This window comes from Snodgrassella sp. W8132, from assembly GCF_016100865.1.
Lineage (GTDB): Bacteria > Pseudomonadota > Gammaproteobacteria > Burkholderiales > Neisseriaceae > Snodgrassella > Snodgrassella alvi.
The window spans coordinates 1-26,210 of record NZ_JACFRQ010000007.1 but is presented as its reverse complement, the minus strand read 5'-3'; the positions used below and the strand labels follow the sequence as shown (position 1 = coordinate 26,210).

General features: G+C 39.6%; 15 protein-coding genes and 1 tRNA gene. 6 read left to right on the top strand and 10 right to left on the bottom strand.

The genetic code is table 11. The annotated features are described in order from the left end of the window. Positions 1-4: 4 nt before the first annotated feature. The 3 genes from H3U82_RS10460 to metF all read left to right on the top strand — a co-directional run bounded on the left by H3U82_RS10460 (position 5) and on the right by metF (position 4,363). The gene (locus H3U82_RS10460; protein WP_084550136.1) at positions 5-2,107 is read left to right on the top strand and encodes a PAS domain-containing sensor histidine kinase; all 2,103 of its coding nucleotides are present in this window, start codon (positions 5-7) and stop codon (positions 2,105-2,107) included. After that, positions 2,094-3,365 (top strand): sigma-54 dependent transcriptional regulator, encoded by a 1,272-nt coding sequence (locus H3U82_RS10455; protein WP_025329800.1) that lies wholly within the window; start codon positions 2,094-2,096, stop codon positions 3,363-3,365. The genes H3U82_RS10460 and H3U82_RS10455 overlap by 14 nt, the downstream gene beginning before the upstream one ends. Positions 3,366-3,529: 164 nt before the next feature. Next, on the top strand, positions 3,530-4,363 hold the full coding sequence (gene metF / locus H3U82_RS10450) for a methylenetetrahydrofolate reductase [NAD(P)H] (RefSeq protein WP_025329799.1): 834 nt from the start codon (positions 3,530-3,532) through the stop codon (positions 4,361-4,363). A gap of 164 nt (positions 4,364-4,527) precedes the next feature. Here the strand turns inward: metF and H3U82_RS10445 are convergent, their stop codons facing one another. The 3 genes from H3U82_RS10445 to H3U82_RS10435 form a co-directional block, all read right to left on the bottom strand. Continuing rightward, positions 4,528-5,256 (bottom strand): amino acid ABC transporter ATP-binding protein, encoded by a 729-nt coding sequence (locus H3U82_RS10445; protein WP_025329798.1) that lies wholly within the window; start codon positions 5,254-5,256, stop codon positions 4,528-4,530. A gap of 37 nt (positions 5,257-5,293) precedes the next feature. Beyond that, entirely contained in the window at positions 5,294-6,079 is a 786-nt protein-coding gene (rsmA, locus tag H3U82_RS10440) for a 16S rRNA (adenine(1518)-N(6)/adenine(1519)-N(6))-dimethyltransferase RsmA (protein ID WP_041880532.1), read from the bottom strand. A 107-nt stretch (positions 6,080-6,186) separates the two neighbouring features. Then, a complete protein-coding gene (locus tag H3U82_RS10435) occupies positions 6,187-6,924 on the bottom strand; it encodes a peptidoglycan DD-metalloendopeptidase family protein (protein ID WP_232336166.1) in 738 nt (245 codons plus the stop codon). A 207-nt stretch (positions 6,925-7,131) separates the two neighbouring features. On the opposite strand from H3U82_RS10435, the gene H3U82_RS10430 reads away from it, so the two are divergent. Beyond that, the gene (locus tag H3U82_RS10430; protein ID WP_025329795.1) at positions 7,132-7,590 is read left to right on the top strand and encodes an FxsA family protein; all 459 of its coding nucleotides are present in this window, start codon (positions 7,132-7,134) and stop codon (positions 7,588-7,590) included. A 70-nt stretch (positions 7,591-7,660) separates the two neighbouring features. Here the strand turns inward: H3U82_RS10430 and lysS are convergent, their stop codons facing one another. Then, complete coding sequence (lysS, locus tag H3U82_RS10425; RefSeq protein WP_084585625.1) at positions 7,661-9,184, bottom strand: lysine--tRNA ligase; 1,524 nt, start codon at positions 9,182-9,184, stop codon at positions 7,661-7,663. Between the two features lie 636 nt (positions 9,185-9,820). On the opposite strand from lysS, the gene pgl reads away from it, so the two are divergent. After that, on the top strand, positions 9,821-10,519 hold the full coding sequence (gene pgl, locus H3U82_RS10420; protein ID WP_084564054.1) for a 6-phosphogluconolactonase: 699 nt from the start codon (positions 9,821-9,823) through the stop codon (positions 10,517-10,519). 45 nt (positions 10,520-10,564) lie between these two features. On the opposite strand, the gene H3U82_RS10415 is transcribed toward pgl, so the two are convergent. From H3U82_RS10415 to phoB, 6 genes are all read right to left on the bottom strand, one after another. After that, positions 10,565-13,045 carry an autotransporter outer membrane beta-barrel domain-containing protein gene (locus H3U82_RS10415; RefSeq protein ID WP_198210450.1) on the bottom strand — a complete coding sequence of 827 codons (2,481 nt, stop codon included), beginning with the start codon at positions 13,043-13,045 and terminating at the stop codon, positions 10,565-10,567. 485 nt (positions 13,046-13,530) lie between these two features. Then, entirely contained in the window at positions 13,531-16,746 is a 3,216-nt protein-coding gene (locus H3U82_RS10410; protein WP_198210448.1) for an autotransporter outer membrane beta-barrel domain-containing protein, read from the bottom strand. Positions 16,747-18,513: 1,767 nt separating this feature from the next. After that, complete coding sequence (locus H3U82_RS10405; protein WP_198210446.1) at positions 18,514-18,831, bottom strand: DUF3761 domain-containing protein; 318 nt, start codon at positions 18,829-18,831, stop codon at positions 18,514-18,516. A 1,106-nt stretch (positions 18,832-19,937) separates the two neighbouring features. Continuing rightward, positions 19,938-20,013: transfer RNA gene (locus tag H3U82_RS10400), tRNA-Lys, on the bottom strand. 13 nt (positions 20,014-20,026) lie between these two features. Further along, positions 20,027-21,388, bottom strand: a complete 1,362-nt coding sequence (gene phoR, locus H3U82_RS10395) for a phosphate regulon sensor histidine kinase PhoR (protein WP_198210444.1) — start codon at positions 21,386-21,388, stop codon at positions 20,027-20,029. Between the two features lie 38 nt (positions 21,389-21,426). Beyond that, positions 21,427-22,113, bottom strand: a complete 687-nt coding sequence (gene phoB / locus H3U82_RS10390) for a phosphate regulon transcriptional regulator PhoB (RefSeq protein WP_078474191.1) — start codon at positions 22,111-22,113, stop codon at positions 21,427-21,429. A gap of 982 nt (positions 22,114-23,095) precedes the next feature. Here phoB and H3U82_RS10385 point away from each other — a divergent pair. After that, positions 23,096-26,210 (top strand): autotransporter outer membrane beta-barrel domain-containing protein (locus H3U82_RS10385; RefSeq protein WP_198210462.1); only part of this gene is annotated, 3,115 nt, incomplete at its 3' end.

The following is a 26,210-nucleotide window of genomic DNA, read 5'->3' as shown; positions in this document are numbered from 1 at the left end:
CACAATGAGACGGCTGATTCTGGTCATGGCAGTACTCTGTGTAGTGACCCTGTATGTTCTGGCTGTCGCTACCGGCAACACTAATGTTTTCTCAAAATATTTCTGGTTTGCTTTTGGATTTGCCTCACTACTGGTACTGGCACTGATGCTGATGGCCGGTTCTTATTGGTGGAAATTGCTGCAAAGCCGGCACAGACAGGAGTTCGGTTCCAAAATTGCATTGCGTCTGGCTTCCATGTTTACCCTGGTAGCTGTATTACCCGGTTTATTTCTGTTCGGAGTATCTGCACAGTTTATCTCGCACAGTATTCATTCGTGGTTTGGTAACGATACAGAAGAAGCACTAAACCGCAGTATCAGCCTGAGTAAATCGGCTCTGGATTATGAGCTGGACAACACAGTTCGCCGGGCGGCCAATATTCAGATCGCACTGATTGCAGCCAATGGTCTGGAACAACCACTAGTACCCGTTCTAGAGAAAAATGGCAAAAGCAGACAGTTCAGTCAGTTAGATATTTATAATTTAAACAATAAACGGCTTGAAGCCGAATATAATCCTCAGCACCTGTCCACTCCTGAACTTAACCCGAATCTGATTCAGCAGTTGCATAATTCAGGCTCTGTCCGTGAGATTGAAAGTATCAATAATATTCTTTATGCACAGGGCTGGCTGCTTTTACCCGGACACAACAGCGATAAAGCCCTGTTTTTCCGCCAGCCAATTCCGGCCAAAGTAGCACGGGATGCAACTCTGATTGAAGCGGCACGGGCAAAATATGGGGAGCTGAGCTTTACTAAACAAAGTCTGCAAACCTTTTTTCTGGCTACATTACTAATGGCTACCCTGCTGTCCATTATTCTGGCTCTGCTGGTGGCGTTATATTTTGCCCGGCAATTTGTTGCCCCTATTCTGTCACTTGCCGATGGTGCCCGTGCAGTGGCCAAAGGTGATCTGGACGTACAACAAACCATTTATCGCAATGATGAGCTGGGAAAATTAACCGGTCTGTTTAATCACATGACAATACAGCTACGGCATTCACGTGAACAACAGGAAGCGGCCAGACATTATCTGGAATATATACTTAATAGCCTGACCACTGGTGTAGTTACCCTCAATCCAGAAGGATGCCTGATTACCTTTAATCAAATGGCGGAGAACATCCTTGGCCAGAATCTGAATCCGATACTCGGGCAAAATATCAGCCAACTTACAGAACAAAGCCCGCAAACAGCAATGCTGGCTGATGTATTTCAACAGATACTGACTACAGAATATCAGAACAAACCGGCGCAAATTACCTATAATCACAAAGATGAGGCTCTGATATTACTAGGGAAGGCCACACCTCTGCCCGAAGACAGCGGTGGCGGTACTGTACTGGTGTTTGATGATGTTACAGCTCTGGTAAGTGCTCAGAAAGAAGCAGCATGGGGTGAGGTTGCCCAGCGGCTGGCACATGAAATCCGTAACCCGCTGACACCAATTCAACTATCTGCCGAACGGCTGGCGTGGAAGCTCAGTGATAAATTAAACGAAGCGGACAGACAAATTTTAAGCCGTGCTACTAATACCATTATCCGTCAGGTAGCAGCAATGAAAGATATGGTTGAAGCATTCCGCAATTATGCCCGTTCACCGGCATTAAAATTCACAAACCTTGATTTAAATGAACTAATACGCGAGGTTTTGGTACTTTATGAAGGTAGTAATTGTACATTTACAGTTAATTTGAGTAAGATAGTAATGAATGTTAACGCTGACAGCGGAGCTTTACGTCAGGTTATTCATAATCTGCTGAAAAATGCAGTAGAGGCAGCTGCAGCATCTGACTCTCCTGAAGTAAGCATACAAACTGAATTAAATAGCGAACATATTCTTTTCTACGTAAGTAATAATGGTAAAACATTTAGTCAGGAGATGTTATTACATGCATTTGACCCTTATGTAACAGACAAACCCGGTGGTACCGGACTGGGATTGCCGGTAGTAAAAAAAATCATTGAAGAACACGGCGGGCGGATCCAAATCAGTAATCAGAAAAACGGACTGGCTTGTGTCAAAATAACCTTACCATTACAGGTGAATAGAAATGCGAAGCAGTGATATTTTAATTGTTGATGATGAAATAGGTATCCGCGATTTATTATCGGAAATCTTGCAGGACGAAGGTTATACCGTCACCACAGCCGAAAATGCCGATACTGCCCGCCAACTACGCCAGCAAACACGCCCTGCGATGGTATTACTGGATATCTGGATGCCTGACTGCGATGGGATTACCTTACTTAAAGAATGGGCAAAATCCGGACAGTTAACTATGCCGGTAGTGATGATGAGCGGCCATGCCAGCATTGACACTGCCATAGAAGCCACAAAAATTGGCGCACTGGATTTTCTGGAAAAACCTATTTCCCTGCAAAAATTACTCAGTACTGTAGACCGTGCTTTAAAATACGGGCAAATGCAGGCTGCTTCCAATCTGACACTGGATAAGCTCGGTCACAGCCCTGCAATTAAAGAATTAAATCAGCAACTGGAACGTATAGCTAAATTCAGTACTCCGGTATTACTAACAGGTGAACTGGGCTCTCCTTTTGAACTGGTAGCACGCTCATTTCATAAAAGCTCAACACCCTGGGTAGAACCGTCCAAAGTAGAACAAATCGTTGATGCTCCTATTGAATTATTACAGAAAGCCACCGGTGGCATACTTTATCTGGGCGATATAGCCCAGTATGGTAAAAGTACCCAGCAAAGTATCGGTTTCATTCTGACTAAAGCAGACCGCTACAACGCTCGCATTATCTGCGTTTGCAGCAGGTCAATTAAAGAAATGATTACCGATCCGTTACAGGATAACAAGCTGCTTAATACCTTGTCATCACTAATTGTTGCTATTCCTCCGTTGCGTTCGCAGCTGGATGATATGGTATTTCTGGTGGAACAAATAACGACCGAACTGGCAGAAAGCCAGAAAATTCCGCCAGTAAAATTCACTACTGCTGCCTTGAATGAATTGCGTCAGTACGACTGGCCGGGTAATCTGGAACAGTTGCGCAGTGTTGTTAAAAGCCTGATGCTCACAGCAGAAAATAACGAAATTGACGTTAATGTTGTCAGTACTATTCTGAATCAGTTCAAACATAACCAGCCTCATGAAACCATGAATGGCTTCAATTTTGATCTGCCTCTGCGTGAACTGAGAGAGGATCTGGAACGACGCTATTTCGAATACCACATAGCTCAGGAAGGACATAACATGAGTAAAGTGGCTCAGAAAGTAGGGCTGGAACGAACTCATCTTTATCGCAAACTTAAACAGCTTGGTATTCAGTTTTCGCGCCGGCAGGCTGAAAAATAATTCAGATAAACCGGATAATAAATTCTCTGCAAATTTTATCATGAATTTTATTCATATTATTTAGCGGATTTTTCAAAGAAAATCTGCAATAAAACATTGATTGAGCATGTCTGAAACGTTATGGTTAGATATCTAACCATAACCTACGGAGAAACTGTTTAATCATGAGTTTTACCCAGTTGAGCTTTGAATTTTTTCCGCCGCGTACTGAAGAGGGACGGCGCAAACTGGCCATCACCCGCAAACAGTTAAGCCAATATCAACCTGAATATTTTTCATGTACTTATGGTGCAGGTGGAACTACACGAGCCGGTACATTGCAAACAATTACCGATATTATGAATGATGGAGTAGCAGCCGCTCCTCATCTGGCCTGTATTGGCGCCAGCCGTGAAGAAATGATCAGCCTGCTCCAAACCTACAAAGACATGGGCATCCGTCATATTGTAGCCTTACGTGGTGACGTTCCGTCAGGCGTGGGCTTCGGACATCAGGGACTGCGCTATGCAAATGAGCTGGTTGCTCTTATCCGCCAGGAGTTTGGTGACTGGTTTCATATTGAAATTGCTGCCTATCCGGAGTTTCACCCTCAATCACGCAGCGCTGAAGATGATATCAATCATTTTGTACGTAAATGTCAGGCTGGTGCCGACTCAGCAATTACCCAATATTTTTTCAATGCAGACAGTTATTTCTGGTTTGTGGACGAAGTACAGGGCAGAGGAATAGATATTCCCATTATTCCCGGCATCATGCCTATTGCCAGCTTTTCCAAATTGGCACGCTTTTCAGAAACCTGTGGCGCAGAGATTCCGCGCTGGTTACGCCTAAAACTTCAGTCTTATGCAGATGATACAGCATCAATTAAAGCACTTGGGCTGGATGTAGTAACTGAAATGTGCGACCATTTGCTTCAGCAGGGAGCACCCAGCCTGCATTTTTATACTCTGAATCAGGCCGGACTAGTATCGACTATATGTCAGCGATTAGGTTACTAAAACTGAATAATAAATAAAATTAAAATATAAATTTTTTTAATACAGTACAAATGAAATAAGCCCTTATCGTCTTAATGATAAGGGCTGTAAAATCTGATTATTTCTTTATCAGCGAAATTATATGACTGTCTAATTTAAATTAATCACAACAAAATAATTAATAGCTAATGAGTTAACAACTGATTAAGAAACTGCTGAGCTCTTTCATGTTGCGGACGCTGGAAAAATTCTTCCGGAGTAGCCTCTTCAACAATTTCACCATGATCAATAAATACTACCCGATCAGCTACTTCACGGGCAAAACCCATCTCATGCGTGACCACCATCATTGTCATACCACTAAGCGCCAGATCTTTCATAACTTTCAGCACTTCACCTATCATTTCCGGATCCAGAGCAGAAGTCGGCTCATCAAACAGCATTACTCTTGGCTCCATAGCCAGACCGCGGGCAATGGCGACCCGCTGTTGCTGACCGCCCGACAACTGCTGCGGAAAAGCATCGCACTTATGCGCCAGCCCTACTTTAGCCAGCAGTTCCTTAGCTTTGGCTTCAGCCTGCGCGCGACTTTCTTTTTTCACCTTCATCGGTGACAAAATAATATTTTCCAGAACTGTAAGATGCGGATATAAATTAAAATGCTGAAATACAAAACCAACCTCAGTTCGTACCCGATTTAAATCAGCTTTCGGATCAGCAACATTAATTCCGTCAACCCAGATTTCACCCTGCTGGATTTTTTCCAGCTGATTTACAGTACGAATCAGCGTAGATTTACCGCTGCCAGAAGGACCGCATACCACTACCACTTCCCCCTGACTAACAGTGAGATTCACACCATTAATAACATGCAAATCTTTAAACCATTTATGGACATTCTTAAATTCAATCATGTATTCCCCACATCCTGTAACTGTCTGCATTAATCATTCAGACAGAAGCGCCATTGTGCAACAAATGATTACTTAATGCCACATAAAGCTCTGGCGTAACCCGTTCTGGCCGACTGCCGGGATCAATACCTACAGCCATCAATGCTGCATCATCTACAGATTCTTTCAGATTATTATGAATAGTTTTACGTCTCTGTTGAAAAGCCTGTTTGACCAATGCAGCAAAATGATTAAAATCCTCAGCAATACCAATGCGACCACACTGCGGAATCATTCGTACCACAGCTGAATCTACCTTTGGTGCAGGTATAAAGGCCTGAGGCGGCACATCAAGTAAATTTTCCATCTCAAAAAAATACTGCAACATAACACTTAAACGCCCGTAATCATTACTGCCTGCTACTGCCACCATACGTTCAACCACTTCTTTTTGCAGCATAAAGTGCATATCTATAATATCATCAGCATACTGACCAAAACGAAATAACAACGGCGTGGAAATATTATACGGCAAGTTACCAACAATCTTTTTTTTACCGGGTACAGTATTAAAATCAAATTGCAGGACATCACCCTCATGAATTAATAGCTTTGATGCAAATGGCAGCGTACGTAATCGGGCTACAATATCACGATCAATCTCAATCACATGCAGTTTATTGACAGCCATTGCAAGAGGTTCCGTAATTGCGGCCAGACCCGGACCAATTTCAATTACCGTATCCTCAGGCTGAGGACGAACCGCACGCACAATATCCTGAATAATACTTTTATCCTGCAGAAAATTCTGACCAAAACGTTTGCGGGCACGATGTTCTTTCATAATACTTCCTTCAATTTTGCCCAATTATAAAATAAAATCACCATTCTCAATTTACCAGACTAATCAGTACAACGTACCTGTTAACATCTGCTTTCAGTAGTCTGACGCTAATTTGACAGATAACGTAAAGGATTAACCGCCTTACTATTCACCCGAACCTCAAAATGCAGTTTTACACCAGTGGTTCCGCTATCTCCCATTGTTGCGATTGTCTGTCCGGCCTGAACTTTCTGCCCATTAACAACTTTCAGGGAATCATTGTATGCATAGGCCGTCATCGTACTGTTACTATGCTTAATCAGTACCAGTTTGCCATATCCGCGCAGTTCCTCTCCGGCATACTCTACGATACCCGCTGCAGCTGTTTTAACCGGCGTACCACGGCTACCGGCAATATCAATACCCTTTTGCGTCTGACCATTAAATGTACTGATTACTTTGCCCTTCACCGGCCATCGCAAACGAATATCAGGAGCAGCTGTTATAGTCGTTCCGGTATCCGGTTTAGGTGTAACACGACCAGGCTGTGGTTTTACTCCCGCAGAACCGCCTGATACAGAATTTGGTTTACGTACCCGAATCAACTGCCCCACTTCAATAGCATGAGGATTAGCCAGATGATTCCAGCGAACTAAAGTATTCACATCCTGATTAAATCGCAAACCAATGCGATATAACGTATCTCCGCGCTGTACCCGGTAATAACCATTTTGCGCTCTACCATTCATTACCGGCGCTTTAGCCGGATTATTATTGGCACAGCCGCCCAGCAACAAACAGCCGCCCAGCAACACACTTAAACCGGAACGCCATAATATTCCGCTCAATTTCCATATCTGTATCATTGATTTACCAAAATCTTAACAAGAATCTGTATAGCATAACTTGTTTAGCTAATCTTAGCTTGATATTAACATAGCTTTTCCCGCCTCATTGACTAGTAAGCCCTTCTTTTCAGACAGGCAGAGAAATCCATTTCACAACTGCTATATTGAATTCTTCGATCCTGCAACCATCTGTTAAAATGTTATAGCTTAAAAAGGGTAACTTACATGCGTTACATAGGTTGGGCATTACCGATACTGGCAGTACTGGAAGTCCTTTCCATTATTCTGGTTAGCAATCTGATTGGTGGCGGCTGGACACTGCTTATCATCTTACTGTCAATTGTCTGCGGTATTTTCATGCTGCGTAATATTGGCGTGTCCGGCTTATTTCTTGCAATGGCTACCATTCGTACTGGCAACAATGTATCGCTTTACCAGCTATTATGGCCAGTGCGCTACATATTCGCCTCCATCATGCTTATTAGCCCCGGATTTGTCTCAGATATATTTGCTGCCTTGTTATTACTACCTATTAGCGGCAAGCCTCTGACCGGCACAACCCAATCCTTCTCCCGTTCAACACAACCGGAACAGGGGGACATTATCGAGGGTGAGTACACTGTAGAAACCGATAACGAACAAACAGCTCACTCCGGCACACAATCAAATCTTCCGCATAAATAACCGAATAACAAAACCAAAAGCCGCACAGAATTAATCTGGCGGCTTTTAAATTACAGAAAAACGATTCTGACTACTCTAAACGCATTTGCGGAAACAGAATAACATCACGTATTGTTTGAGCATCTGTCAGCAGCATAATCAGACGATCCATGCCAATACCGCAGCCGCCGGTTGGCGGTAAACCATATTCCATAGCACGAATATAATCTGCATCGTAATGCATTGCTTCATCATCACCAGCATCCAGCTGTGCTACCTGCGCTTTGAAACGCGCAGCCTGATCTTCAGGATCATTTAATTCCGAATAGCCGTTAGCCAGTTCGCGTCCGACCACAAACAACTCGAAACGCTCAGTTAAACCCGGTTTAGTATCCGATGCACGTGCCAGTGGTGACACTTCTACCGGATAATCCACAATAAATGTAGGCTGCCATAATTGCGCTTCCGCGCACTCCTCAAATAAAGCCAGCTGCAAACTGCCCATGCCCTGAGCCATAGGTAAAGCTCCGCCCAGTTTTTTAATTTCAGCCTTCAGCCAGGTCTCATCCGTCAGCTGTTCATCCGTATACTGCGGATTAAAATGTTTAATTGCTTCTACAATAGTCATACGAGCAAACGGCTGGCTTAAATCTACCTCCTTACCGTTATAACTCACCACAGCACTGCCTGTTGCCTCAATAGCAGCAGCACGGATTACCTTTTCTGTCATGTCCATCATGCGCTGGTAATCACCATAAGCCTCATAGAATTCCATCATCGTGAATTCCGGATTATGGCGTGTACTCATGCCCTCATTGCGAAAATTACGGTTAATTTCAAACACACGCTCCAGACCGCCCACAACCAGCCGTTTCAGATAAAGTTCAGGAGCCACACGTAAAAATAAATCCATATCCAGAGCATTATGATGCGTAACAAACGGCTTTGCTGTAGCTCCGCCCGGAATCGGATGCATCATCGGTGTTTCCACCTCCAGATAGCGCTCACCTACCATCACATTCCGTATCGCCTGAATAATCCGACTCCGTTTCACAAAAGTGTCACGCGTTTGCTCATTGGTAATTAAATCTACATAGCGCTGGCGATATTTCTGCTCCTGATCAGCTAAACCGTGAAACTTATCAGGTAATGGTCGCAAAGACTTAGTCAGCAACCGCAGACCAGACACCCGTACCGTAAGCTCACCGTGATTGGTTTTCATCAGTTCACCTTCAGCACCCACAATATCACCCAGATCCCAGTGCTTGAATGTATCATGAACTTGCTCACCAACACCCTGATTGTTGATATACAGCTGAATACGACCGGTCATATCCTGAATGGTCGCGAAGCTGGCTTTACCCATATGACGTTTCAGCATAATACGTCCGGCTACCTTTACTGGAATTGCCTTTTCTGCCAGCGCATCCTTATCAAACTCATCATAAAGCTGATGCAAATCTCCGGCAAAAGCATCCCGCTTAAAATCATTTGGAAAAGCAATTCCCTCAGCACGAATCGCCGTCAGCTTCTCACGGCGGTGTGCCATAATCTGGTTTTCATCCAGTTGTTCTTCTTGCGCGGCAGCTACCGGCGCATTCTGCTGTTCACTCATATGCATCCTCATACTATATGCAATTGTTATCAACTAACAACTGCCCGCCTGACACCATTGAGCATAGTATTAAATTCAGGCAATAAAAAATTAAAAATAACCGCCTATTTTAAGTCAAAACAGCCAGTTTGACATCTAAAACACCTGATTCAGTTACAGCAATCCCATATTGCCATAACAAATTTCTTCAACCAGCAGCAATAACTTAACACCATCCGGCAGCAAAAACTTTAAACATCATCCCAAAGAAATAAATTATTACCAAACTGTAACCAAAGCACATAAACCTGCCCGGGTAAATTAATGATAGCAACATCTCTGATATCAGCTAAACAGAAGAGCAGACTTGAGCATAAATTTATCCGTAGCAATCTATAAACAGCCAATATTGAATATATATTTCTTGATTATTTATTAAAATAGCATAAAAATAACAATAAAATATTAACCGTCAACCTGTGCCATATCCGTTAGCGCATACGAAAATACCAACAGTCTATTATTTGTTTTAACAACAATTACATTGAAATACAACTCATTAACCCATTACCAGCGAATAATAATTTTAATATTAAATTTAACAACCTTATCGCTGTATCACCAATAAAACCCAGATATATCTTTCAGGAGATGAACATGTATCAGTTACATCTTTATGACACACCTATTGCGATGAATACAGCTCTGGCTACAGCTATTATTGCCAACCTGCAAAATGCCATTAATCTGCGCGATTGCGCTTCTCTTGCCGTTTCAGGCGGTCCGACTCCGGTAGAGTTGTTTGAGATACTAAGCAAAGCGCAACTGGCATGGGAAAAAGTTTATATTACACTCGTGGACGAGCGCTGGGTTGATAAACACCACGAAGACAGCAACGAACGGCTGATTCATACCCATTTACTACAAAATAAAGCTAAAGCAGCACACTTTATCAGCCTAAAAACCGTAGCTGAAAATCCATATGATGGTGTAGATGAAATTCAGGCACGTCTGGAGCAACTATTACCCCTACCCATAGATGTACTGGTATTAGGTATGGGAGACGACGGGCATACTGCATCGCTTTTTCCTCATGCTGAAAATTTATCCAAAGGCCTGGATATGCACTCCGAGAGAATGGTAATAGACATGAAACCCCTGACTGCACCGCATGATCGTATTTCCCTGACTTTACCGGTAATATTAAACAGTAAACATTTATATCTGCAACTTTCCGGCAAAAAACAACAACAGGTACTACAACAGGCACTGGCCGGAATCAATAGTAACGATATGCCAATCAGAGCTGTTCTGCATCAACAGAAACTGCCATTACAGATTTATCTGGCTCAATAAAAAATGCGCCGGGTAAAACCGGCGCATTGACAAAATTCAGCATAATTACCAGGAATAGCGATAATTAAAATTAATGCCGAATTTCTGCTCTGTATGCTGCCCGCTCGCATAATCAAGCTTGAAATCAGCGTGATTATTTGAATTAAAATCCACACCCAGCCCTGCTTCATACAGACCACTGTTACCAGCTCCGGTTATACGCATATTGCTATCATCAACAATAGCATGTCCCAAACTGTTTTTATCATGTAACCAGTAAGCACCTGCATACGGATGCAGATTCACCTTATTCAGTGCCAGAGTAGTTTTAACTGCCGCACCTAACTGACTACGATAAAAAGTCGTACTCTTTGTATAATCATCACCGGATAAACGACCGGCAGTTATACCAGCTTTAGGTGTGATTACCAATTTATCAGAAAGGCTGAAATCTTTACCCGCATCAACACTCAGACTATTACTATGCCATGTAGCCTTATCCATTTTGTTGGCATTAGCTTTCAGATGGCTATAACGATAAGCCGCATCGGCAAACCAGCCTGCTGTATTATACCAGCCGACATAAACACCAGTAGTAAGTGCTTTCAGATTACCGTCCTTATAATTACCATTAAAATCTACACTAGAATGCCCCTGCCCCACAAAAGCACCCAAATAAGTCTGATTACCGTCATTACCCAACGGTAACAAATGATCATAACCTAATTGCAAACTATATGATTTTTGCTTAAAACCAGAGGTAGTCAACCCATAGCTTGAGCCAGTACTGTCAAAATGATTATTGGTATAATTACTGTCCAACCACATATTATTAACATGTGACTCATTTTTCCGACTGCTGAAGCGTGCATTTAAAGGTTTTTGCATCTGATATACAAACTGGCTGGCCGCCTGACGCATACTGATAAGCGAATTGGCAAAATCACTGATTTCATGCCGAGGACCATAATGACCGCCTCCGGCTGATGAGGCACCATTATCATTACTCAGAATCCAGTCATTTCCGTTCTGATGGAAGAAATAGCGATATCTGCCAACATCAACATAATTCTGAACCATAGAGAATGATCCGTCACCACCTTCAGACTCAACCAAAGTTATCTGAGTATTCGGTTTTTTGGGCTGTTTACGACTATCTGCCACACTGATTTTATGTTCACCATGAACCTGACCATGAATTTTAATCTTATCAGATTGTCCATCGGCCAGACTGGTATTCATATTAAACAAACTATTGCTACCATTTAAATCGCCATTTATTGTCAGAGTTTTAAATTTACCACCCTGACTGAAAGAAACAACTGAATCATGAATATTCAGCTCATCCAGGACACTATCACCATTGATTGTCCATGAAGAACCATTATTTAGATTAAAAGTTATTTTAGGTGCCCGCTTCGGATCCTGATCAATATAAATACGTCCTGCCAATTGAGAATGATCCGCAGTTAAAGTAAATGGCTGTAATACAGCAACCTGCTCATCTCCTATAGCATCATCATCCTCAGCATCTTCAACATAATAACGATGATCATTGACACCTAGTAAAGCATTCTGCCCGATTAACTTGCTGTCTTTAATTGTAAATGTATGTTTATCCGCTTCCGTCTGAGTAGTTGCCAGCATAATGCCAATACCTGACTTTATAGTACTATTTTTAACATTTACTTCACTTCCGTTATTCAGATAAAAACCTGAACTGAGCGGATTAGTAAGATTTATTTCTGTGTTGCTAACATTGGCAACAGCATGATTCTCTGGACTCTGATTCACTATATCTATGCCAAAATTAATATATCCATCACCTTGTATTTTCATATTATTGACATTGACGAGTGCATTATTATTATCCGAAACTTCTATAGAAATTGCAGCTGAATAATCACTATCTTTATCTAACTTTATTTCTGAATCATGAATATTCGCTGTGCTGGCAGCTGTACCAGCCCCAGTAGCCGCTATATAATATGCATCAGAATGAGGAGCAGTGATTGTAAAATCAGCCTGTGAATCCAGATATCCTCCGCTAAGTTCAATTCCTTTAATACCTTCGTCAAATTCTTTTGGCTGCCCCTGCAAGCTAAAATGAACACCCTTAGGCATCACAAACCGTGCATTGCCCGTTTCTGATTCAAAACTGACACCTGTATGGTCTATATCCTCCCGATGATCTCCGTACTTTTTATTATTTAAATACGAGGTATCTATTGTAATTTCAGTATTTGGAGAAAATTCTGCCGTTAATGAATGTGCAGTATTATTTGATTCATGAATCCGGAACATCGACAAGTTATGACCATCTTCTCCGGGAGCTCCGGTAAACAACTCTTTAAATTCACTCTCAGTAGGAATGCCATTATAATATTGATCAGCTGTAATAATAATTTTATTATTTTCCGGATCTGGCACCTTACATCCGTCTATAGCATGACAAGTATTAGCAGCTACACTATAAGCTGACAATGATCCCAGAACAACTAGCAGAATAGTTTTTAACTTTAATGGCGGGTGTATTGATTTCATCATATAAATTAATCTTTTAACACAAATAAAAATAATATCACAATATTTATAAATTAAGTTAATATTTGTTTATTACAATTAAATTATTTTTTATTATATAATAAATTTAATTACACTCTTGCCTTAAAATTCCATTGTATTAATTTATTCATTTAAATTAATTACATTATCTTATAATTTTATTCAAATAAATCCTGTTTATCTTTTACTTTATTGTTGATAGCAATATACCCCTCATGTTGTGGGTAAATAATCTATTAAATCATACCTTAATAACATTTGATCTAATAATATTTTGCATCGTTTGGCGGTAGTACAGAATCCTTAGTAATCAGCTTATTCAGGTAAAGCCTGTTCATCATAATTATTCAGAGAGTATAGAAGTAATAATTTTTATAAAAAAAAGTCTTTAATTTAAAGTATTAATAAAAAAACAGGATTGAATCATAAACGATCAACCCTGTTTTGATTAAATTATCACAACTTTATTACCAGTTAACCTTTAATCCTACAGAACCATTTACAGGTGATTTCACATGTGAATCTCCGCCATTAGACCATGTATGGCCAATTTCACCATAAGCTTTCACCTTGTCGGTAATATCATAGCTACCACCAATAGCCATTTCAGTATTAGCATGCGAAGCACCGGCATTCAATGTAGTTGATGCTGCCTTTGTTTTAAAGGTAGTGTGATTTGCACCATTTGGTGAGTAGAAGAAATTAACCCGGGCATAAGGATGGAGCACACCTTTATTTACCTGATAATTACCTTCCAGACGACCGCCCAGACGGAATAACCACGCATTATCATGATCCTGTTTAACCGTGGTATTACCACTGATATCAGTATCATTTAAATCCAGCCATTGATGAATAATCTGTGCCTGAGGTTCAAATTTCCAGCTGCTGCTACCAATAGCAAATGGCTGACCGACCTCAATAGAAGCAGTAACACCATGACCTTTTTGCTTACTATTTGAGGTGCCATCAGGTTTGATATCTACATTATGGCGTGCACCCTGTAATACAACATCCATATAGGCACCATTATCTCGGGTGTAATTACCATAAGCACCCAGGAAATAAGATTTAGTACTATTTTTACCAACCTTACCATTAATGCCGCTGGCAAAACCATTTACATCAAGATTTCCATGTAAATAACCTAAGTAGCCACCAATACGCAGACCATTATTGCTCCAGATATCGCTACCAACCTGCAAACCGGAATAGTTACCTTTACTACGGGTATTAGCTGTTCCATTCTGACGAATATCGCTACGATTAGCAATTACTCTGCCCCAGCTCATCCGTTCATCAGGAGTAGGAGTAGCACCAATACGCTTATGCATATCACCGAGCATCAGACTGTCTGCCTGATGTAACTGGGCACTAACTGCACTATATAAAGGTACTTCTCTACGATAAGTTGTTTTTGTACCGGTTTCCTGCATTTTTTCAGAGTAAAGATTCCATTTATTATCTTCACTCTTTTGCAGCCTGTACTCATATGCACCGGCGTCAACATGATCGCGCAGTAATGTGAAAATATCGCCATCAGCAGTACCATCAACAGAGACAATTTCAATGCCATTTGTACCGGCTGTACTTGCACCCAAACCACTAACTTCAGTTAGATCAATGGCTGTCTCACCACTCGCATTTCCACCGATATGTAATTTATCAGCATTATTTTGCTCAGGTGTTACTTCCAGAAGCAGTTTACTACCCTTTTCGCCATGATAGTCACCCTGAATGGTCAGACGGTCACCAACATTATCGTTAACCAGATTAATATTACCGGCATTGTTTACATTACCTGAAATAGCAACTTCGTTCTTACCGGAAGAATTATCAATCTTATCAAGTTGTACTTCCGCCCCAGATCCGATATTCAGGTTTTGTGTATTAAGGTCACCGGTTAGAGTTAGTCTGGCTGATTGTCCAAGATGGATATTTTCCCAGTTAACAATACCAACATCACCTGCACTATTACTGGTAGAAGAACCGCGAAGATTAGTATTAAGGTAGAGTTGGTCATTACTGCTGTCTTTACCATTATCTATATCATTGCCGCCGTCCAGCATAGTAAGACCAGTAATATCAGCACCATTATTGATAGTGAGAATATCACTACCATGACCCAGATTAATATTACCGGTTACTTTTGCTCCGCTATTAATAGTAACTAAGGAGTTGCTATCGCCATCTTCAATTGCAATACCTGATGCAGCAGAAACATCTGCTCCCTTATTAAGGATAATACTACTGTTTGAAGCTGGTAAACCATTGGTAGAGATGCCTGCACCGGTACCACCCGCCACCTTACCTGACGTTTCTATTGACACAGCACCGCCGGTCGTATTTATTGCACTGATACCATCAGTACCGCCTGTAATGCTTCCTCCGGTCTGATTTACTGCTATACCTCTTTTCTCACCAGAATCCGCCCAATCAATATTAGTTGCCTGTATACCAGCACCACTAGTACCCGTTACATTACCTCCGGTTGTGATTTTGGTATCACCTTTACCTAAATTTGTCGCAACAATTCCGGTTTCTTTACCTTCAATACTACCTGTTGTCTGAGTAATATTGATTGCATTCGCTGTTTCACCATTGTAAGCAGAAATGCCGGTACCATTTATTCCCAGTCCGTCTGTAGCACTCACTGTACCTGCAGTGTTAATAGTTGTAGATCCGGTACCGGAATTTACAGCACTGATGCCTGTTGCTGTACCCTGAATTTTACTGCTTTCTTTTAATTGATGAATATTGATATCAGTCGCATTTTCATGATTTTCAGCAATAATTCCACTACCAGTATTAAATATGTCACCATTCGGATTCATCGGATCTATTGTATCATCAGTATCCACAGGTATTGATCCGGTTCCCGTTCCTTTACCTGTAACATTTCCGCTAATATTGATATTGATAGCCTCAATACCCTGATTATTCACCACGATTCCATTAACTGAACCGTCAATATTGCCTGTTTCAGCCTGACTAATATTAATTGCTTTTGAGTTTTGCCCATTATCTGCATAAATACCCACCTTAGCTTGTACCGTACCAGCAACATCTATATTAGTAGATCCTTTACCGCTATTAGAAGTTGTAATACCAATATTTTCACCCTTAATAGTACTGCTGCTTGCAGTCTGGTTTACAGTCAAATTGGTAGCATCTTCAGAATTGGTTATTGAAACAGCATCGTCAAATTTTGGCGTATCTGTATCACCTGGTATCATTTCATTTCCTGATGAAATGACATCTCCGGAAATATCAACTGTTGTTTCGCCTGTTCCGGAGTTTATTCCCCAAAGACTACCTTTCTGGCCGGTACGATCAACTTTAACTCTTATATTTTGACCATCTGCCAAACCAAGAACGTCAAAAACCCCTTCCTGTGAAGTAATTGGATCATCGGAAGGAATACCAATGAATGCAATATCCTTGCCATCAGGTCTGTCCCGATCTGAAATGACAACTTCCCCTGCTGCATTAGTACATATTTGATTTTGCTCCGAAGTAGAAACACACTGAGCCTGAGCTACATTTGCAGTTAAAGCCAGTGCACCAATCACTGTTGTGACAACCTTGGCTCCCACTACTTTCCCGCTTTTGCGAGCCAACTCAGAAGTCACAACATAAGCCTGTTCTCTGGCATTCCAAATCAGTTTGTATATTTTATTCATTTGGCAATCAATCTTTAATAAATTAAATTAAGTTAAGTTAACGAAACTCAAATATAATGCATTTTAAATTTAACACTTTATTACTTTAATAATCAATTATCCTATATAGACAAAATTAGGTATTTTTTTGTCATAGGTCAAATTATATTGTTTTAAAATATTTATATTTATTAAGTTGTATTTTTATGTTAAATGATATTATATTTATCTCATTGAAAATAATTTCACCGAATAAAGAATAAAATAGTGGAAAATAGAGAGTAAAATGTAATTTACATCATTAATTTATTGAATTTAATAAATTTAATTATAAATTTTAATAAATGAAATTATTTTATTGCTTAGTAGTCTATAACTTTATAAATACTCATTATTTTTTAATAAGAAAATTATTTATGAAAAGTTTGAGATTTATTGAACAGAAAAGGTAAAATATTGTGTTGAAATATCAAAAAGATTTTAATGAATTTAAATGTTCTATAAAATATATTATTAACTTAACATTCATTACAATTGCTGGCTTAAGTAAAAAAATTTTACCATCAAATAATAGCCAATCATCAAACTGACAATTCAAAAATAAATAGTCATTGATAAATTAAGAAAATTATAATAATAAATTTATATTATAAAATATTTAGTTAAATCTTTAATATAAGAGATAATTGATGGGTCATGAGCAATTCGAACGCTCGACCTACGGATTAAACGGTATAACATTATCAACTCACTTGCGCCAGCCGGAACGATGAAACAGACGTGGAAAATCAGAATGAAGAGAAACTTCAAGATAAAAGAAATACGTCACTAGATAAATAATTTATTACAGGAAGCAACCTAAAAGACCGAGCTCAGCAAAAAGCGTGAAGTACTTAATATTGTACTCTCTATATCCGCCAGAGCACTGCCAGATACCTCAAGAATGGCAGTAAAATAATTTTACAGTTAAAGATCATCAGTATTTATTTACCTTACATATGTAGGAATATCGAACAGATGAACTGCCATTTTACATATACATCATTGTAATTTTATAGTATATGGATTTTATTTATATGTTTAATCTACATAAAAATGATTTATATGTATAGCATTTTCACTTTGCAGAAAAATGCATGAACAAGTTATACCCTGTGCGACTACGCACTGCCATCATAGAGAAGTAATCATTAAAGAAAAGAATCTATATCATATTCCATGCATAAATATGGATACGTAAGCAATGTTCCTAAATAAATAGTAAAATAGCCTATTGAGGCGATACAACGCAATGGGAGACCAGCTCACACTTTCTAAAGGAAGCTGTCACAATTCAAACTTAAATCGTCAGCAACGATCTGCCCAAATAGCCAGAAAATTGTATAAGAATTAATATAGAACAGATCCAGAATTATCAGTAAATTAACATCTAAAATCTCTAATATTGAATTTACTACGCAAGCAATTTTTGATAAATTTGTGCAATGATTTAATTCAACATCAATCACACAATAATATCGTTTATAATATTGAAAGCTAAAAATTAACAATGATATTTATTTACCAGGTAGTCAATGGTAAAAATGAATCCACATTAAATCAGCTTTAGATGTACTTTTAATTAAACTTATCAGGATTTAAATTTCTTTATACTTTTACTCATTACTTTGGTTGCACAGGCAACCAAAGTAATTGTATAAAAGCGGCAGTAGCCTTTCTTAAAATTAAATATTTTTAAGTGCAGAATACTACTTTAAAAATATTATTCTCACACTATTGCTTAAATTTCTATCGTGCTATTCCACCGTGTCGCGAACAAGCCCCTTTTCCTGCTTTAGTTGAAGTTCCATCTTTACATTTAATAGTATTTTTTGGTTGTTCAGTTTTAGGTTTTTTATTTGATTTTCTTCTTGTTGGCAAATCATCATAAACAACCCCGCCATGATGAGAACATGTACCCCTTCCAGTTGAAGTTGAATATGTGCCATCTGCACATTTTGACTTCACTTCCGGATCATTTGCATTAGTTGTGATTCTTGCAAATCCTGATTGTGAGAAAAAAAAGCATAAGAAAAGCATGGCAAATCTGCTATTGATTTTTATCATAATTTCTTCGCAATTTACATAATTAAAATATAAATAATTTCTAACATATGTTTATTATAAAAATCAAATTTTCAACCAAATTATTTATATAATTTCAAATTTTAATTATTAAGAAATTATTTATACAACATTCAGCCTATACTTGGTATATTTAATATTATTCTTATTAATAAATTTTACAGTTCTACTGCTCTGTAACAACAGTTCCAATTTTCTAGTCAAAGTAGTAGCTGATAAAATTAATCATTCTTAATCATTTCAACTACTGTATTAATCAAATCAGAACCACATTCCAGCAGAAACCTTCAAATAATAAAAAACCGGTAACTTAGCCTTCTCCGGCTCTTCAGCATAAGCAGTATCTGGCAAATAGCCCTGCTTTACTGGCTGTTGCCCATCCGGAGCGGGAGCGGATTTAGTTTAAAAATCCTTATTCTTAATTTGTTTTTTAGTCATTTTTCAAAATCCTCAGGAAATAAAGACTTAAATCAGCAAATTTTTTGAGTTTAAATCAACTTAATTATCTTATCTATTTTAACGATATATTTTTTTAAATTTTTATAACTGAGAATTAGGTTATGGGTATTTCAGCTGAAGAATTTATAAAATTACTATGAAAAAATCTTTTAAATTTTAACGATTTAAAGGTGATATTATTCAATTAATACAGGCTAAAGTATCTAGTGTAGACATATCTGGAATTAAACGGCCTACAAACAAGAGTAGCGAATTTTGATTATTACTTAAAAAATACAATATGAGCTTAAACAGCTCGGATCTAGAAATACTATTACTGGTAGCACTGAAATCAGGAATATATGACCAGCAGAAGCTTTGAGTGAGAATTCAGCCAGCATGATTCATGACATACATGGGCTACCAGGCTAGTTGAAGATGGTGTTTCAATGCATGGCATTAGATATGAGCGGCTGGAAATCTCTAGAGATAGATGAAAGATATGCTCATTTAGTACTGAAGCATTTAATCCAGCCTGCATTAAAGATTAACAATATCATGACATCAAAATGGCACAGTTTTGTCACAACAGATAATACAAGGGAAGAAATGATAAAATACGTAGAATATTAGAATATATGGAGGAAAAATGGTGGGTCGTGAGCGATTCGAACGCTCGACCAACGGATTAAAAGTCCGCTGCTCTACCGACTGAGCTAACGACCCAAGAGCGCGCATTTTAGGCAGGAGTGCGGCTGCTGTCAAGTACTTTACTATTATTCATTTGCGGTAATATGGCACTAAAAGTGCTGCCTTTCCCAGTAATACTTTCAATCTGTAATTTGCCGCCATGTTCTGCCAGAGCGTGTTTGGCAATGGCCAGCCCAAGACCTGTACCACCGCTCTCGCGTGAGCGACCTGAATCTACACGATAAAAGCGTTCGGTAAGATGAGGAATATGCTCCGCAGCGATACCATGACCTGTATCGCTCACTTGAAATACAATTTGCTGACTACAATCCGGCACATCCTGTTCCATATAGAGCCGGATAGTAATAGTTCCATATTGCGGGGTATAGCGTACAGCATTAAACAGAAGATTACTGAATGCATTATATAAATCCTGCTGAATCCCCTCTATCCAGATATCTGCAGCTATTTCACAAATAAAATGATGTTTATTTTCAGACAAAATTTCAGCTTCATATACTACCTGCTCAGCCAGAGTACTCAGATTCACCGGCTGCTTGCGCACAGATGAAACAACCTGATTTTCCAGCCGTGATAAAGTCAGCAGATCAGCCAGCAGATGATTCATGCGCGCCCCTTCCTTACTCATCAGTGCAATAAATGACTGACGCTGCTCCTGCGGCAAATCCGGCATATCCGTTAAGGTTTCCAGAAAGCCGTTGATTACAGTTAAAGGAGTACGCAGCTCATGCGAAACATTGGCCACAAATGCAGTCCGGGTAGCGTTTAGCTGTTCGGCAGCAGTAATATCCTGAGTAATAATCAGAGTTGCCTGTTCGTCAAACGGAGTACGGATAATATTCAATACTCGTGGTAATCCGCTATTTATATTTTCAAGTGTAAGCTTTCTATTCACTGACTCTGTTGCCGGTTCATCCAGAAATCGCCGGAAATCACTATTTTCAATCAGATCAGCTAGCATACTGTTATTGTCTTGTTCAGCAACCAGATTCAGATGGATTGCGGCCAGATGGTTCAGCCACTGAACATGACCATCCTGCCCGAGGATTAATACGCCCTCTGGTATAGTTTCGGCAATGCGGTTAAAGCGTAACAAGGCAACACCCAGTTTCTGCTTGCGCTTTTTACGGCTACGTGCCTGTAGCATCAAAGTATTGAAAATATTGTTCCAGATCCCGATCCCCTGTGGCACATTACGTAATTTCGGTCTTTCCAGCCACCGGACCAGTTTAAATAAATGATACCAGTAACCCGCCAACCACAAAAAAAACAGGCAGCACAAGCTAATCAGCATGAATTGCAGACCGCCAGTCAGCAATGATGCTACGACAACCACTATCACGGTTGCCAGTATTAAATATAAATGATGGCGCAGTTCAGACAGAAGCATGTTATTTCACAGAAGATAAATTTAAGAAGTATTTCCGGCTATGGTGAAAAGCGATAGCCGCTACCACGCACAGTTTGTATAAGGTGGTCATGCCCCACTGTTTCAAGTCCCCGTCTTAACCGGCGGATATGAACATCTACCGTACGCTCCTCAACAAACACATGATCACCCCATACAAGATCCAGAAGCTGGCTGCGGGTGTATATCCGATCCGGATGTGTCATAAAGAAATGTAATAACTTAAATTCACTGGGTCCGAAGGGAATGGTTTGTCCGTTTACTTGTACACGCTGCTGCTGCGGATCGAGTTCCAGACCATAAATACGCAGTGGTACACTGGTTTTTTGCGGAGCACGCCGGCGCAAAAGTGCATTAATTCGCGCAATCAGTTCTCGTGGTGAAAAAGGTTTAGTAATGTAGTCATCTGCACCCAGATTCAGCCCCTGCTCTTTATCTGTTTCTTCACCGCGTGCTGTTAATAGAATAATGGGTAAATCACGACTGCGAATATCATTCCGCAGCTGCCGGATAAAATCAAGGCCGGAAAGTCCGGGTAACATCCAGTCCAGTAACAGTACATCAGCCAGCCTGGCCTGCAATAACGGCTGTGCAGCTTCTACACTGGGTACACATTGCACAACAAATCCCGCCTGTTCCAGCGTAAATTGAATCAGAGTAGAAATTGCAGCTTCATCTTCCACAACCAATACCATAACTTCTGTCATATACATTTCCTGACCAGATAATTATCTATTGTGACAGATTAAGAAGAAAAACAGAAAAATACAAAGTCAGCTATCAAGAAAAAACCTGTGCCGGAATATTTCGTTGCACAGGTTCAGAATCGGAGTAACCACAGTAATGCTAACACAATATAAATTGATATCATATCAGGAAATATCTGATATACAGACATACAGTATTAATTTTAGCTGGTAAGTTGTATTTTCAGTTTTGTATTGCATTTATCAGTGATTAAATAATTTCTGATTGATTATTATTAGCAAATCAATTGGTGAGATGAGACAAAATTTCGTATGTCTGATAATACTTATGTCTGATTAAACTTAAATCTGTTCTCTTATTTATTCTCACAAAACTCTCCAGCAGACCGTTACTTCATTTTGAAACAGCTTTTCCATATTATTACGTGCCTTAATTAATTTTTTATAAACTATCAACAATCCGCACTTACCAAATAATGTACAAGAAAATAATTTTTCTGCAGATGTCTTTATAAAATTATTAAATATATTTTCGCCAATTTTGAAACTAATTTACAACAGGTTAAAAAAATTAAATCATCTGATTATTATTTTTATTTCATTCTATTTTCATAAAATATAACTATTTGGTCTAAAATTTTCTTACCAAAGCATACATTTGGATGATAATACCGACATAAAAAAATATTCTAAAGATATAAAACTGTCCGGCTAACGCTTTTGCAGCCTGCCCTATACTGTTTAAATTTCAAACAGCATTAATGCCATTCAGATATTATTAATATAATAATATTTTACAATTGCTAACATTTAAATTCTAATTTTCATATAGTTAATTTTTTGACTTCATCAATTTTTTATAGTCGAATAAAAATAAGATATATCTTATTTATATGTTTATAAGTTGATTTAAAAATGTATATATCTAACTACGGTGTTTGACTGAAACATAATTCTCATTTACCTGATTATCTTAGCCAATATGAATAAAATCTATAAACTTATCTGGAATGCGCAAGTACAGGCATATATCGTTACATCAGAATTAGCCCAGAAAGGGGGTAAAACTGCACGGCTCAGGCTGGTTAGCATTATAGCTGTCAGCATGGCAACTACCGGACTGGCTTATGCACAATGTCCGCTTTCAGCACCAGACAACAAAATTTGCACAACTTTTCGAGAAAACACGCCTGTTATCAGTACATATGCTGACACTACCATCAGCGATAATCGCATTGAAAACAGAGATCCTGACAATCAGACCGTTGATACTTCCTTCGATGAATTAAATCAGTCGCTTACAATTATCAATCAAAATGGTGCCGGGGATTTAACTGTAAACGCAAATAATAAAAACATAACAAATATTGATGCAACAAATAACAGCCAGAATGGTGCGATTACAATTAACACCACACAAGATATGTTAACTCCTGATGCTAAAGGTATTTACATTAACAGCGCAGGAACAGATGTCAAACTCTCAACAGCAGCCGTCCATAGCAAACAACGCAAAGGTATTAGTATCGAAAATAATGGCAGTGGTTCCACAGAAATAACAGCGAATGATACTATCATGTCTGATACTGATGATGCCATTTATGCTGTCAATAATAATGCCAGATCAAAGGATTTAACTATTAAAACTGGTAATACTGGTAATACTGGGACTGTTATTGGTCAGGCACATGGTATTTATGCATATAACAATGGTACAGGGTCAACGACACTTATCGTTAATAAAGGCATTGAATCACACACTACCGATGCTATATGGGTTAATAATGCAAATATATCATCAACAAATTTAAATGTAACCACCCACGATACCGTTCTGGGACATACCAATGGTATTTATGCAATCAATAATGGTACTGGTGATACAACCATTGAAACTATCCAAAATGTGCAAGGAGAAGATGGCGATGGAATTTTTAGCGAGAATCACGGAGGGAAATTAACTATTACAAGTGGCGCTATTGAAGGTACAAGTAACGGTATTTACGCTATGAATTCTGGAAACGGTTCCACTACCATTACATCAACTGGTAATGTTATTGCTTCATCTGGTAATGGTATCTCTGTTAATAATGGCAATAATACAAACGGCCTGACTATAACTACTAACGTTATATCCGGTACAGATAACGGTATTTACGCTATTAACTCTGGAAATGGTTCCACTACCATTACATCAACTGGTAATGTTACCGCTTCATCTGGTAATGGTATCTTTGTTAATAATGGCAATAATACAAACGGCCTGACTATAACTACTAACGTTATATCCGGTACAGATAACGGTATATATGCAACCAATAATGGAACAGGCGAAACCAGAATTGTCAATCAGGCATTAGTAACAGCAGACAAAAATACCGGTATCAGCGTAACCAATACAAATCAGGCTAAAAGGCTGCGCATCGATTCACTTATTATCAATGCCGGTACTAATGGTATCGTTGCAAATAATCATGCTCGCGGTAACACAGAAATTTATTCTAACGGGCCAATTACAGCCACACACGGATACGGAATCTGGGCTGAAAACGGGGAACAGGCTGAAAATATCATCATTCAATCGAAAGGTGCAATTAGCGGAGGAGCCAGCGGCATTAAGGTACACAATTCTGGTTCAGGTAGTACTACACTTACCCTGGCCAATCCAATAACTGGGGGTACGGAAGCAGGTATTTTTATTCAGGATAAACCAAACAGTTCAACAACTATTACCCTTAATACCGGTACCAGTGTTTCAGCAGCTTCTGGTCTGGCTATTCGTGATGGTGATGGTAATGCTAAGGTTACGCTGTATAGCGGTTCAAACGTCATCGGACGAATTGAGCTGGGTAACGGTAGTGACACTCTTTTCATCAATCGCGGAGCCAATATCAGTAATATTACTGTAGTCGATGGCGGGGACGATACCAGCAGTAATGACGGAATGACTGATACACTGAATATTAATCAGTCATTAACCGGTTCAACCACCGGAAATAATAATGGTACTGCCGGAAATATTGCCATTCTTAACTGGGAAAAAATCAATCTTGCTCAAAACAGTACCCTCACCCTGAGCGGAGATTTGAATACTAATCAGCTTAATATCGGGAATGGTACCACAGTCAATCTTATCGGCGCTCTAAGACAGGCACAGATTAATGGCGATGTGTTTAACTCAGGCAATATTAATCTCAATAGTAATTTCACCGGAGACAATTTAACGATTAACGGAAATTATCAGGGTAATGGCGGTAAACTGACTCTGGATCTGAAACTTAATTCTGCTTTAAAAGATAATGACAGCATTGCTGACAATACTGCCGATAAACTGACTGTTCAGGGTAATGTGACAGGTAAAACCACCATCAGATTTGCCAACATTGATGGTCTTGGCGGAGATACCGGAAATACCAATGGCATTGAATTGGTACATATTAATGGTAACAGTACCGGAGATGCTTTTGCACTGGAAGGCGATCATTTAGACAAAGGTGCATATGAATACCATTTGTTTAAAGGTGATTTGCAGCAAAACGGGAATAACTGGTATTTACGCTCTCAAAAGCAAACAGATCCGGGTGATGGTAACTCCGGCGGAAATAATTCCGGTGGTAACAATTCTGGTAGCGACAATTCCGGTGGCAACAATTCCGGTGGCAACAATTCCGGTGGCAACAATTCCGGTAGCAACAATTCCGGTAGCGGCAGCTCTGGCGATAGTGGTACGACAACTAAACCATCAAAACTCAGACCGCTATACCGTAAAGAAGTACCATTATTTGCCGCAGTTGCCTCTCAGTTACGACAGGCCGACAGCCTCATGCTCGCTAATATGCATCAGCGTATCGGTTCTACTCCTCTGCCCGATGAACGTATGAGCTGGGGCAGAGTGATTGCCAGCCGTTCTGATATTCAGCAAAACGGGCCGGCCAATGCCCGTACTACCGGTAATTATGCCGGTTTACAACTGGGCAGTGATATCTGGAGCAACAACGGCTGGCGTGCCGGCGGATATGTCGGCTATCTGCACGGCAATCTCGATGTCGACGGCTTTACCAGCGGTATTGATACCAGAGCAGGTAAAAACACAACCA